Source organism: Corynebacterium gottingense, assembly GCF_002285125.1.
GTDB classification, from domain to species: domain Bacteria; phylum Actinomycetota; class Actinomycetes; order Mycobacteriales; family Mycobacteriaceae; genus Corynebacterium; species Corynebacterium gottingense.
This window is the reverse complement of record NZ_NSGN01000009.1, coordinates 49,179-61,242: the sequence shown is the minus strand read 5'-3', so window position 1 is coordinate 61,242 and position 12,064 is coordinate 49,179. Positions and strand designations below refer to the sequence as shown.

The window sequence follows — 12,064 nt, the reverse complement described above, 5'->3', positions numbered from 1 at the left end:
TCTACGCCAAAGCTAGTGCTTCCGGCGCCTCGGGCGGAGGGCGGCTTGCTCCGCGCGCCGAATCTGCTGGAACGTCACGCGCCCCGCCCGCTTGAACGCCCGGTACGGGATGTACAGCTGCGGCGCGCGGATGCGGCGCGCCACCCACTCGCCGAAGATCACGCCGCCGGCCAGCGCCATGCACACGGCGATGGCGTTGAAGATGTTGCTCATCCCCACCACAATCTGCTCGTTGAGCACCGCGTAGAGGCCGCGGTAGATGCCTGAGCCGGGGAGGAACGGCGTCACGCCCGCCACCGCGGTGATCACGGGGTTGACCAAGTAGCGGCGGGAGATGAGACCGCCGGCCAGGCCAACCACGATGGAGCAGGCCGCGGTGGCGATGAACTTATCGGTGCCGAAGGGGATGAGGAAGATGTAGTACATCGCGGAGCCCGCGGCGGCAGTGAGCCCAGAAACAATGATGGCCAGGCGCTCCGCAAAGCAGGTCACGGCAAACGAGGCGGCGGCCAGCGCCCCGCCGATGATGCGCCAGCCGGCGCTGCTTAACGACGGCTTACCTAACATGGTTTCCAGCGGCGGCAGGGGCACTCCTAACAGCTCCGCCACGTACAGGCCGATGGCCACGCCCGCGACGATGCCGCCGGACGACAACATGGTCTGGAAGAAGCGGGAGGCCGCGGTGACGGGGGAGCCGGTGATGCCGTCGAAAAGCGACTGCACCAGCGTCAGGCCGGCCAACAGCACGATGATGCCGGTGGCGATGACCTGGCTGGGCACGATCGTGTGGCCGATCGAGGTGGAGAAGTCGTAGAAGATGGCGGCCGGGATGGTGGCGATAAAGCCGCCAATGACGCAGTGGTAGAAGTACGGCAGCGAGTTGTGAGACAGGACCTTGTTAAAGCCCATGATGAGGAAGGCGGTGAGCCCGCCGACGAGCGCCATGAGGAGATCGCCGCCGAGCAGGATGGACACGGACGCGCCCATGACCGCCCACCCGGCCAGGTTGCGGGTGTTGCGGTAGGGGATGGGCTCGTTGTCGATGTCGTCGAGGATCTTCTCCGCCATCTCCGGCCGGGTGGCGCCCGCGCGGATCGAGCGGATGAGGCGGTCGGCTTCCTGCAGCTTGTGGTAGTTCTCGCTCATCATCGTGACCACGCGGAACACGTTCACCGGCGTGCGGCGCTGGACGCCCACGTTGGCGTTCATGGTGATGGTGTTCACCGTGATGTCCACGTGACAGTAGTGCAAGCCGTACGACGAGGTGACCGTGCGGATCTGGGCGATCGCGTCCGAGGACGTCGTGCCGTTGGCGATGAGGGTCTCGCCGATCCGCGCGGCGATGTTCATGACCGCGGCCACCTGCGCGGGGTCCGTCAGATCGACGGGCGCGAGGACGGACGGGGGCGGGGAGGTGCGGGACTCGTCAATCGTGGCCACGTGGTCGCGCGAGCCACGCAGCCGCTGCCAATACTGCTCTAGTGATGCCACACGCGAAACACTATCGCGCCGACGTGTTTCGCGCACTCACCGGTCGATGTGTAAGATTCATGGGCATTGCTGGAGTGGCGCAATCGGTAGCGCAACGCACTTGTAATGCGTAGGTTGCGAGTTCAAGTCTCGTCTCCAGCTCCAATTTTTTGCCGCCGAGGGGGAGGGGCGGCGGTCCTCGCGCGCGCTGTGCGGTCAGCGTTTAAAGGCCTTGATTTGGCTAAACCTTCGCTCTCTGGATATACCCCCACTTTTGCTCGACAGCCCCAAGACGACGTACAGCAAACGTACAGTAGAGGGGAGTTAAATGCTATCTGGTTAATTACTCATACAAAGGAGTGCATTTCATGGCTGAGAACCCGAAGGGCATCAAGGTGCTCGTCGTTGATGACGAGCCCAATATCGTCGAGCTGCTGACCGTCTCCCTGAAGTTCCAGGGATTCGAGGTAGAAAGCGCAAACTCCGGGCAGGAGGCGCTGACCATGGCGCGCGAGTACCGCCCGGACGCCTACATTTTGGACGTCATGATGCCGGGGATGGACGGCTTCGAGCTGCTGGGCAAGCTGCGCCAGGACGGCCTGGACGGCCCGGTGCTCTTCCTTACCGCCAAGGACGCGGTGGAGGACCGCATCCACGGCCTGACCATCGGCGCGGACGACTACGTAACCAAGCCGTTCTCCCTGGAGGAAGTCATCACCCGCCTGCGCGTCATCCTGCGTCGCGGCAACGTGACCGATGACGCCGACCACGACACCACCATCCGCTACGCGGACCTGACGCTGAACGACGAAACCCACGAGGTGACCAAGGCCGGCGAGATCATCGATCTCTCCCCGACCGAGTTCAACCTGCTGCGCTACCTCATGCTCAACGCGGAGGTCGTGCTGTCCAAGGCGAAGATCCTGGACAACGTATGGCACTACGACTTCGGCGGCGACGGCAACGTCGTCGAGTCCTACATCTCCTACCTGCGCCGCAAGATTGACACCGGCGACGTGCCGCTGATCCAAACCGTGCGTGGCGTCGGCTACGTACTGCGCACCCCGCGCCAGTAACCTGCGGCGTAGCGGTCCATGAAGGCGAAGCAGACGCTCGCGGCCTGGTCGTACAACCAGGCCTCGCGGCCGTTGCAAAAGAAGCTGGTGTCCCTGGTGGTCGTGGTGGCCACCCTGGGCATCGTGCTGAGTTTTGCCACGGTCTTCTTCCTGATGCGCGGCATCCTCATGCAGCGCGTGGACGACCAGCTGCAGGAGGGCCTGGACAGCTGGGCGGGGCAGGGCACCTGGATCCCGTCGATCGGCGTGCCCAGCGAGTTTGCCCAGGCGACCTGGTTCCCCGGCTACCCGTACCCGTTCTCGCGCTACACCCCGCGGGGCAATCCGCCCGACTGGGAGCAGCTGACGGTCCTGGACCAGGCGCGCACCATCGGGTCGAAGAACGTGGATAGTTCGGCGTCGCTGACGCAGTGGAGGGCGGTGGCGTCGAAAAGCGATGACGGCACCATCACGCTGGTGGCGAAGCGGCTGGAATCAGAAAACCGCATTCTGCGCTGGCTCGCGGTGGTCGAGACGAGCCTGGGCGCGATTGCGATCCTGGCGATCGCCATCGCAGCGAAGACGCTGGTGAGAAGGTCGCTGACGCCGCTGCGCGAAGTGGAAGACACGGCGCTGGCGATCGCGGACGGCGATGTGGACCGCCGCGTCCCCGCCTGGTCGCGCGACACCGAGGTGGGCAAGCTGTCCTACGCTGTCAACACGATGGTGAGCCAGCTGCAGGACTCGGTCAATGACGCGCAGGGGAAAGAGGAGCAGATGCGGCGCTTCGTCGGCGACGCCTCCCACGAGCTGCGCACCCCGCTGACCAGCCTGCGCGGCTACGCCGAGCTCTACCGCAAGGGCATGGCCCCCGACGCGGACATGGTCATTGACAAGATCGAGGAAGAATCCGGCCGCATGCAGCTGCTGGTGGAGGACCTGCTCGCGCTCACCCGCGCGGAGGGCACCCGCCTGGACCGTAAGGCCGTAGACATGCAGAAGGTCGTGGACTCCGCGACGGCCTCGGCCCGGGCCGCCTACCCGGAGCGCTCCATTGAGGTGGACAACCAGTGCGTCCGGCCGCCGATGGTCAACGGCGACCCGGATCGCCTCCACCAGGTGCTCATGAACCTGATCAACAACGCGTTCAAGCACGGCGGCTCCGACGTGGATGTGACCATCACGCTGCGCGAGAACCTGGACCGCATCGTCATCGAGGTCGCGGACAACGGCCGCGGCATGGCGGAGGAGGACGCGGCGCGCATCTTCGACCGCTTCTACCGCGCGGACGCGTCGCGCCACCGCGCGGGCGGCGGCGGCTCCGGCCTGGGCCTGGCAATCACCAAGTCGCTCATCGAGCAGCACGAGGGCACCATCACCGTCGACACCGCGCCGGGCGAGGGCGCGACGTTCAAGATCTCGCTGCCGCTGCTGCGCGAGGTCAATGGCGCGACAGCGACAAAGGCAACGAAGGCGACAAAGGCTGCGCAGCCAGCCAAGGACGCCAAGACGCCGGAAAAGGACTAGTTCAGCGCCGCGCGGAGCGTCTCCGCGGCCGCGTCCATCTTCGCCGGGTCGGTCTCGTCGGCGCGCATGACGGTGGACAGGTTGTAGCCCGACATGTCGTTGGCGGGGAAGACGTGGATGTGCGCGTGCGGCACCTCGAACCCGGCGATGAGGTAGCCGGCGCGCTCGCACTCGAACTCGCTGACAATGGCGGCGCCGATGCGCTGCGCCACCGCATTCATCTTGGCCCACAGTTCGGGCTCGAGGTCGGTCCACTTGTCCACCTCTTTGATCGGCACGACCAGGGTGTGGCCGTACGCGATCGGCTCGATGGTGAGGAAGGCGGCGACGTCCTCGTCCTTGTACACGAAGCGTCCGGGGATCTCGCCGTCAATGATCTTTGTAAAGACTGTGCTCATACACTCAAACCGTACCTGTAAGTTTGAGGCCATGCGCATCCTTGTTATCGGTTCGGGCGGCCGCGAACACGCCCTGCTCAAAGGTCTGTCTGGCAACGAGCTCGTCGTCGCACCCGGCAACGCGGGTATGTCGACGCTGGCCAAGCAATTGCCTATCGACGCCACGTCGCCCCAAGCCATCGTCACCCTCGCCCGCGACGAGCAGGCGGAGCTCGTGGTGATCGGCCCGGAGGCCCCGCTGGTCACCGGCGCCGCCGACGCCCTGCGCGAGGCGGGTATCCCCGTCTTCGGCCCCACCAAGGCCGCGGCCCAGCTGGAGGGCTCGAAGGCATTCGCCAAGGACGTCATGGCCGCCGCCGGCGTGCGCACGGCCCGCGCGCTGCGCGTTGCGCCGGAGGAGGTCGCGGCGGGCGTCGAAAAGGCCCTGGAGCAGTTCGGCCCCAACTACGTGGTCAAGGACGACGGCCTGGCCGGCGGCAAGGGCGTCGTGGTCACCACGGACCGCGCCGAGGCCGCAGCCCACGCGCAGGCGGTGCTCGAGGCGGGCAACCCGGTCCTGTTCGAGTCCTTCCTCGAAGGCCCCGAGGTTTCCCTGTTCTGCCTCGTCGACGGCGAAACCGTGGTCCCGCTGCTGCCCGCGCAGGACCACAAGCGCGCCTACGACAACGACGAGGGCCCGAACACCGGCGGCATGGGCGCCTACACCCCGCTGCCGTGGCTGCCGGAGGACGGCGTGCAGCGCATCGTGGACGAGGTCGCGGCGCCGGTCGCGCGCGAGATGGTCAACCGTGGCACCCCCTACCAGGGCCTGCTCTACGTGGGCGCTGCGTGGGGGCCGGAGGGCCCGGCCGTGGTGGAGTTCAACGCCCGCTTCGGCGACCCGGAGACCCAGGCCGTGCTGTCCATGCTGGAGACCCCGCTCGCCGAGCCGCTGTACGCCGTGGCCACTGGCACGCTCGCGGACCTGCCGCCGCTGCAGTGGAAGGACGGCTACACCGCCACGGTCGTGCTCGCCGCGGAGAACTACCCGGCCAGCCCCGCCAAGGGCGACGCGATCACGGGGCCGGAGCTGGACAACCCGGACAAGGTGCTGCACGCGGGCACTGCGCGCGGGGATGATGGGTACGTCTCCGCGGGCGGGCGAGTGCTCAACGTGCTCGGCCACGGTGCCACGCTGGAGGACGCGATCGCGGACGCCTACCGCGTCATCGGGGGGATCGAGATGCGCGGGTCCTTCTACAGGAAGGATATTGGGCGGCGTGCGGTGGCGGGTGAGGTGAGCGTCGAGAAGCAATAGGCCCCGCTGTGCGATACTTAGGGGCGTGACTGAAAAGCCTGCAAACCCCAACGTCCTGTCCAACCGCTACGCCTCGCCGGAGATGGCGACGCTGTGGAGCGCCGAGCACAAGATCATCCTCGAGCGGCAGCTGTGGATCGCCGTCATGCGCGCCCAGCGTGAGCTCGGCGTGGAGATCCCGCAAGAGGCTATCGACGCCTACGAGTCCGTCATCGACCGCGTCGATCTCAACTCCATCGCGGAGCGGGAGCGCGTCACGCGCCACGACGTGAAGGCGCGCATCGAGGAGTTCAACGCGCTCGCCGGCTACGAGCACATCCATAAGGGGATGACCAGCCGAGACCTGACCGAGAATGTGGAGCAGCTGCAGATCGTGCGCGCGCTCGAACTGATCCGCGGCAAGGCGGTCGCGCTGCTCAAGGCTGTGGGCAACCGAGCCTCTGAGTACAAGTCGCTGGTGATGGCGGGCCGCTCCCACAACGTGGCGGCGCAGGCGACCACCCTGGGCAAGCGCTTCGCGTCCGCGGCCGACGAGATCTTGGTCGCCGTAGACCGCATCGAGTCGCTGCTTGACGGCTACCCACTGCGCGGCATCAAGGGCCCGATGGGGACGGCGCAGGACATGCTCGACCTCATGGGCGGAGACGAGGCGAAGCTCGCCGAGCTGGAATCCAAGGTGGCCGGCCACCTGGGCTTTGACACCGTGTTCGACTCCGTCGGCCAGGTCTACCCGCGCTCGCTGGACTTCGAGGCGATCTCCGCGCTGGTCCAGCTCGGCGCCGGTCCGTCCTCGCTGGCCACCACGATCCGCCTCATGGCGGGCAACGAGACGGTGACCGAGGGCTTCAAGGAGGGCCAGGTCGGCTCCTCCGCCATGCCGCACAAGATGAACGCGCGCTCCTGCGAGCGCGTCGGCGGCTTCCAGGTCATCCTGCGCGGCTACCTCACCATGGCCGCTGACCTGGCCGGGCAACAGTGGAACGAGGGCGACGTGTTCTGCTCCGTCGTGCGCCGCGTCGCGCTGCCGGACGCCTTCTTTGCCATCGACGGGCAGCTGGAAACCTTCCTCACCGTCCTCGACGAGTTCGGCGCGTTCCCCGCCATGATCACCCGCGAACTGGACCGCTACCTGCCGTTCCTGGCCACCACCCGCATCCTCATGGCGTCCGTGCGCGCCGGGGTGGGCCGCGAGACCGCCCACGAGGTGATCAAGGAGAACGCCGTCGCCATGGCCCTGGACATGCGCGAGAACGGCGCCGAGCAGAACCTGGTCGAGCGTCTTGCCGACGACGATCGCCTGCCGCTGGACCTCGGCCAGCTTGAGGAGGCTCTCGCGGACCGGCACGCGTTTATCGGCGCGGCAGAGTCGCAGGTCGACCGCGTGCTCACGCGTATCGACGCCCTCGTACACAAGTACCCCGACGCCGCCAACTACCGCCCAGGCGAGATCCTGTAGCTCGCCGCGGCCGGGGGGCGGGCGTAGTCGGTGCTGTCTGCGTCTAAAAGGAGCTAGCTCCGTTTGGGGTTGGTGTTGAACGGCGACCTGGGGTTTTGCTGGTGGTTCGCGTGTAGATGGAGCTAGCTCCGTTTGGGGGTTGTGTTGATCGGCGACCTGGGGTTTTGCTGGTTGGTTGCGTGTAGATGGAGCTAGCTCCGTTTGGGGGTTGTGTTGATCCGCGACCTGGGGTTTTGTCGGTGGCTCGCGTCTAGATGGAGCTAGCTCCGTTTGGGGGTTGTGTTGATCGGCGACCTGGGGTTTTGCTGGTTGGTTGCGTGTAGATGGAGCTAGCTCCGTTTGGAAGGAGCAGCGCCGACCGCCGACCCGGGGCGGGGTCTACTCCGCCCAGCGGACGCCGGTGGCGTCGAGGCGCACGCCGGTAGCGGGAACGCCGGGGTCCACGCGGCGCTCCCAGGATGCGAGCGCGGTGGTGTAGGCGCGGCCTTCCTCCAGGTCAGCGGTGTAGCCGGAGGGGGCGCCGCTGCCCATGTCGCAGTACGCCTCCGCCGCGGACGGCGAAGCGGCCCCAGGCACAGCACCAGCCCCAGCCCGCGAACCAGACCCAGCCCGCGATCCAGCACCCGACCCGTCGCCGAGGCCCGTGCCGCTGCCCGGCTGGGACGGGACGGAGTTGGCGGTGAGGGTTGTGGAGGGGGCGGGGGTGGCGTCGATAAGCGAAAGCTCCGGCACGGGCACCGTGGGGCCGGTGGGGTTGCTGCCGATGGCGACGGGCGTGAGCGTGACCGGGAAGCAGGTGAACGCGGCGAACCGCTGCGGGTCGGGCGAGCGGAGGTTGTTGGCGGCTTGGGTGCCGGTGATGCGGCGCGGGCGCTCGACGGTGACCTCCCACTGCACCTGGGTGCCGGTTGCGGGGTCCTCGGTGGCGACGCGCGCGGTGTCGCCGAAGCTGAGGACGGCGTTGTCGCGGGTGGGGGCGAAGTCGGGCATGTCGGCGGCGTCCGTGCTGGCGGGTTGCGGCGAGCACGCGGCGAGTGCGGCGGCGAGCGGCAGCGCGAGCAACACTGGGAGGCGAGAGACCATGCGGAACATGGTAGTGGCGCGGTATATGCTTGGTGCCATGCGTCCAGAGCTTTCTGACTACACTCACCTTTCCGGCGGCAAAGTCCGCGAGATTTACCAGGTAGATGCGGACACCTTGCTCATGGTGGCCTCGGATCGCATCTCCGCCTTCGACTTCTCGCTCGAGCCCGAGATCCCGGACAAGGGGCGGATTCTCACCGCAACGTCGATGTTCTTCTTCGACCTGCTGGACGGGATTCCGAACCACCTCGCGGGGCCGATCGATGATCCGCGGATCCCGGAGGAGGTGCTGGGCCGCGCGATGGTGGTGAAGAAGCTGGACATGATCGACTTCGAGTGCGTCGCCCGCGGCTACCTCACCGGCTCGGGCAAGAAGGAGTACGACGAGCGCGGCATGGTCTGCGGCGTGAAGCTGCCAGAGGGGCTGGTCGAGGCGTCGAAGCTGCCGGAGCCGATTTTTACCCCGGCGACGAAGGCCGCGCAGGGCGATCACGACGAAAACGTGACGTTCAAGTACATGGCGGGCAAGATCGGCACCGAGCTGGCGGAGCGCCTGCATGATCGCACCCTCGAGGTCTACTCGCGCGCCGCGGAGTACGCGGAGACCAAGGGCATCATTCTGGCGGACACCAAGTTCGAGTTCGGCCTGGACAGCAACGGGGAGCTCGTGCTTGCAGACGAAGTCCTGACCCCGGATTCCTCCCGCTACTGGCCCGCCGATTCCTACAAGGAGGGGCAGAAGCAGCCCAGCTTTGACAAGCAGTACGTGCGCAACTGGCTCACCGGCCCGAAGTCGGGCTGGCGCCCGTCGGAGGGCACGCAGCCGCCGGAGCTGCCGGGCTCCGTGGTGGAGGCCACGCGCGACCGCTACATCGAGGCGTACGAGCGCCTGAGCGGCGAGAAATTCGGCGACTGGCCGGGCGCCAACGCGTAAGCGCGGTGCCCTAGGCTGGGTGCCTATGGATTTCCCCAAGGCACCGAAGCACCCGATCACCCGCTCGTTCCACGGCCGCGACTTCGTGGACAACTACGAGTGGCTGCGTGACAAAGACAGCCCGGAGACGATCGCGTACCTGGAGGCGGAAAACGCCGCCACTGAGCAGGCCACCGCGCACCTGAGCGATCTGACCGACGCGATCTACGGCGAGATCAAGTCGCGCGTGAAGGAAACGGATATGTCCGTGCCGCAGCGCGCGGGCGACTGGTGGTACTACGGCCGCACCATCGAGGGCAAGAACTACGCCCTCTCGTGCCGCGTCCCCGCCGCCGACGAGCCCTGGACCCCGCCCGAGGTCTCGGAGGAGATGCCCGGGGAGCAGGTGCTTATCGACGCCAACGAGCTCGCCGACGGCCACGAATTCTTTTCCATCGGCGCCTCCTCGGTCACCACCTCCGGCCGCCTCCTGGCCTACTCGGTGGACACCACCGGCGACGAGCGCTTCGACCTGCGCATCAAGGACCTGGAGACCGGCGAGCTGCTCGGCGACGTCATCGAGGGCGTCTTCTACGGCGCGACCTGGGCAGGCGATGACTACCTGTTCTACGTCCGCTGCGACGACGCCTGGCGGCCCCATCAGATCTGGCGCCACAAGGTGGGCACGGACGCGTCCGAGGACGTCCTGGTCTTCGAGGAGAAGGACGAGAAGTTCGGCGTCGGCGTGGGCGCGGACCGCGCGGAGCGCTTCCTCTACATCCTGTCCTCGTCGTCCCTGACTACCGAGTACCGCGTCGCGCCGCTTGAGCACCCCACCGCCGAGTTTCAGGTGATGCGCCCTCGCGAGGAGGGCGTGGAGTACCACCCGGACTACGCCGCGCTGGGGGACCGCGAGTACTGGCTGGTCACGCACAACGCCGCGGGGCCGAACTTCGCGGTCAGCGCGGTCGCACTCGCCGCCGAGCTACCGGACCTGCGCGACCTGCACGTCATCGTCCCGCACTCGGACACGACCCGCATCGAGGGGCTGGACGTCTACCGCGACTTCGTGTTCATGTCGTACCGCCGCGGCGGGATCCCGCGCCTGGCCGTTGCGCCGCTCACGGGCGAGGACTTCGCCCCCTTCAAGGAGCTGGAGTTCTCCGAGGAGCTCTACACCGCGAGCCTGGCCGGCAACCCGGAGTGGGACGCGCCCGTGGTCCGGGTGGGCTACACCTCGTACACGCAGCCGTCGCAGCTGTTGGATTACCGGGTTAAGGACGACTCGTTCACCCTGCTCAAGGAGCAGGAGGTTGAGGGCGGTTACAACCCGGACGAGTACGTTGCCGAGCGGATCTGGGCGAAGGCTGAGGACGGGGTGGAGATTCCGGTGTCGGTGGTGCGTCGAAAAGCGACTGCCCCGAACGCTTCGCCCACCTTGCTGTACGGCTACGGCTCGTACGAGGCGTCGATGGACCCAGGCTTCTCCATCGCGCGACTCTCGCTGCTGGACCGCGGGATGGTGTGGGCGTGCGCGCACGTGCGCGGCGGCGGCGAGATGGGCCGCAGCTGGTACGACCAGGGCAAGATGCTGCACAAGAAGAACACGTTCACGGACTTCATCGCGTGCGCTGACACGCTCATCCAACTGGGCATGACCGATCCGGAGCACCTCGTCGCCGAGGGCGGCTCTGCGGGCGGGCTGCTCATGGGCGCGGTGGCGAACATGGCGCCGGAGAAGTTCGCGGGCATCCAGGCGATCGTGCCGTTCGTGGACCCGCTGACCTCCATCCTCAAGCCCGAGCTGCCGCTCACCGTCGGCGAGTGGGAGGAGTGGGGCGACCCGTACCACGACCCCGAGGTGTACGACTACATGGTCGGTTACGCGCCGTACGAGAACATCATCGCGCAGGACTACCCCGACATCCTGGCCGTGACCAGCCTGAACGACACCCGCGTGCTCTACGTTGAGCCCGCGAAGTGGGTGGCCAAGCTGCGCGAGCACGCCACCGGCGGAGAGATTTTGCTCAAGACCGAAATGTCCGCGGGCCACGGCGGCGTGTCCGGCCGCTACGCCAAGTGGAAGCAGACGGCGTTCGAGTACGCGTGGACGTTGGTGAAGAGCAAAGCCGTGGCCGCTGTGGGAGAATAGCGGGTATGTCTGGTCGCGTTCTCGTCTCAATTTCGTCCATTTTTGATGACACGCTCGATGACGTGGTCCGGCTCGTCGAGGGGCTGGACCGCAAACGCGTGCCGGTGTCGTTGCTGGTCGCACCGCACATCGACAAGAAGTGGCACCTGGCCAAGGACTCGCGCACCCGCGGCTGGCTCCTCGAGCAGGCCGCGCACCGCGCCCTGCTCCTCAACGGTTTCGACCAGGCGGTGCAGGGCCGCCGCTCCGAATTCGCGGCGCTCGGCGAGCACGAAGCGCGCCTCCGCCTCACCGGCGCAACCCGCCAGATGGAGGCGCTCGGCTTCCACCTCGACATGTTCGCCCCGCCGCGCTGGCGCATGTCCCCAGGCACACTCGGCGTGCTCCCGGACTTCGGGTTCCGCCTCGCCGTGTCAACGAAGGGCATCTATTCGCTTACCGACGCCACCGCCACCCCCTTCACCCGCTGCCGCAACCTCTCCGTCGGCGAGGGCTACGGCACGGCCAAATGGTGGCGACGCAACATCATCGCTGCCGCCGTCCGCGGCGCGGAGAAGGGCAACACGATCCGTCTGTCTATCTCCGCCCGCGAGCTGCACAAGAAGAAGGTCCGCCGCGACTTCACCGCGGCCGTCCTGTGCGCCCAGGCCAACGGCGCAGAGCCCGCCGACTACAGGGCGTTCCTGTAGGGCGTTCCTGTAGGGCGGGCTTCC

At 67.2% G+C, this 12,064-nt stretch carries 10 protein-coding genes and 1 tRNA gene; 8 read left to right on the top strand and 3 right to left on the bottom strand.

What is annotated here, in order from left to right; all coding sequences use genetic code 11:
- Window positions 1-12: 12 nt before the first annotated feature.
- Entirely contained in the window at window positions 13-1,491 is a 1,479-nt protein-coding gene (thrE, locus tag CKJ82_RS09295; RefSeq protein WP_338063603.1) for a threonine/serine exporter ThrE, read from the bottom strand.
- A 68-nt stretch (window positions 1,492-1,559) separates the two neighbouring features.
- Between thrE and CKJ82_RS09290 the strand changes: the two genes are divergently transcribed.
- The 3 genes from CKJ82_RS09290 (at window position 1,560) to CKJ82_RS09280 (ending at window position 4,052) form a co-directional block, all read left to right on the top strand.
- A tRNA-Thr gene (locus tag CKJ82_RS09290) sits at window positions 1,560-1,635 on the top strand.
- Window positions 1,636-1,838: 203 nt separating this feature from the next.
- Window positions 1,839-2,546 (top strand): response regulator transcription factor, encoded by a 708-nt coding sequence (locus CKJ82_RS09285; RefSeq protein WP_095278712.1) that lies wholly within the window; start codon window positions 1,839-1,841, stop codon window positions 2,544-2,546.
- A gap of 18 nt (window positions 2,547-2,564) precedes the next feature.
- Window positions 2,565-4,052: a sensor histidine kinase gene (locus tag CKJ82_RS09280; protein ID WP_095537901.1), complete on the top strand. Its 1,488-nt coding sequence runs from the start codon at window positions 2,565-2,567 to the stop codon at window positions 4,050-4,052.
- Here the strand turns inward: CKJ82_RS09280 and CKJ82_RS09275 are convergent.
- Complete coding sequence (locus CKJ82_RS09275; protein ID WP_095537900.1) at window positions 4,049-4,450, bottom strand: HIT family protein; 402 nt, start codon at window positions 4,448-4,450, stop codon at window positions 4,049-4,051. The genes CKJ82_RS09280 and CKJ82_RS09275 overlap by 4 nt on opposite strands.
- A 31-nt stretch (window positions 4,451-4,481) precedes the next feature.
- On the opposite strand from CKJ82_RS09275, the gene purD reads away from it, so the two are divergent.
- Window positions 4,482-5,747, top strand: a complete 1,266-nt coding sequence (gene purD, locus CKJ82_RS09270) for a phosphoribosylamine--glycine ligase (RefSeq protein WP_095537899.1) — start codon at window positions 4,482-4,484, stop codon at window positions 5,745-5,747.
- Between the two features lie 25 nt (window positions 5,748-5,772).
- Complete coding sequence (gene purB / locus CKJ82_RS09265) at window positions 5,773-7,203, top strand: adenylosuccinate lyase (protein ID WP_095537898.1); 1,431 nt, start codon at window positions 5,773-5,775, stop codon at window positions 7,201-7,203.
- A 378-nt stretch (window positions 7,204-7,581) separates the two neighbouring features.
- On the opposite strand, the gene CKJ82_RS09260 is transcribed toward purB, so the two are convergent.
- On the bottom strand, window positions 7,582-8,286 hold the full coding sequence (locus CKJ82_RS09260) for a hypothetical protein (RefSeq protein WP_133064060.1): 705 nt from the start codon (window positions 8,284-8,286) through the stop codon (window positions 7,582-7,584).
- A 37-nt stretch (window positions 8,287-8,323) separates the two neighbouring features.
- On the opposite strand from CKJ82_RS09260, the gene CKJ82_RS09255 reads away from it, so the two are divergent.
- The 3 genes from CKJ82_RS09255 to CKJ82_RS09245 are packed head-to-tail and all read left to right on the top strand — an operon-like array spanning window position 8,324 to window position 12,040.
- Window positions 8,324-9,220, top strand: a complete 897-nt coding sequence (locus tag CKJ82_RS09255; protein WP_095537965.1) for a phosphoribosylaminoimidazolesuccinocarboxamide synthase — start codon at window positions 8,324-8,326, stop codon at window positions 9,218-9,220.
- A 25-nt stretch (window positions 9,221-9,245) separates the two neighbouring features.
- The gene (locus CKJ82_RS09250; RefSeq protein ID WP_095537896.1) at window positions 9,246-11,351 is read left to right on the top strand and encodes a S9 family peptidase; all 2,106 of its coding nucleotides are present in this window, start codon (window positions 9,246-9,248) and stop codon (window positions 11,349-11,351) included.
- Window positions 11,352-11,356: 5 nt separating this feature from the next.
- Window positions 11,357-12,040 carry a DUF2334 domain-containing protein gene (locus CKJ82_RS09245; RefSeq protein WP_095537895.1) on the top strand — a complete coding sequence of 228 codons (684 nt, stop codon included), beginning with the start codon at window positions 11,357-11,359 and terminating at the stop codon, window positions 12,038-12,040.
- The last annotated feature ends 24 nt before the right edge of the window (window positions 12,041-12,064 follow it).

What these genes read in the sequence shown, in the direction of transcription:
- CKJ82_RS09285 (WP_095278712.1), top strand. Translation starts at nt 1,839, where the DNA reads ATGGCTGAGAACCCGAAGGGCATCAAGGTGCTCGTCGTTGATGACGAG.
- CKJ82_RS09280 (WP_095537901.1), top strand. Translation starts at nt 2,565, where the DNA reads ATGAAGGCGAAGCAGACGCTCGCGGCCTGGTCGTACAACCAGGCCTCG.
- CKJ82_RS09275 (WP_095537900.1), bottom strand. Translation starts at nt 4,450, where the DNA reads ATGAGCACAGTCTTTACAAAGATCATTGACGGCGAGATCCCCGGACGC.
- purD (WP_095537899.1), top strand. Translation starts at nt 4,482, where the DNA reads ATGCGCATCCTTGTTATCGGTTCGGGCGGCCGCGAACACGCCCTGCTC.
- CKJ82_RS09260 (WP_133064060.1), bottom strand. Translation starts at nt 8,286, where the DNA reads ATGGTCTCTCGCCTCCCAGTGTTGCTCGCGCTGCCGCTCGCCGCCGCA.
- CKJ82_RS09255 (WP_095537965.1), top strand. Translation starts at nt 8,324, where the DNA reads ATGCGTCCAGAGCTTTCTGACTACACTCACCTTTCCGGCGGCAAAGTC.
- CKJ82_RS09250 (WP_095537896.1), top strand. Translation starts at nt 9,246, where the DNA reads ATGGATTTCCCCAAGGCACCGAAGCACCCGATCACCCGCTCGTTCCAC.
- CKJ82_RS09245 (WP_095537895.1), top strand. Translation starts at nt 11,357, where the DNA reads ATGTCTGGTCGCGTTCTCGTCTCAATTTCGTCCATTTTTGATGACACG.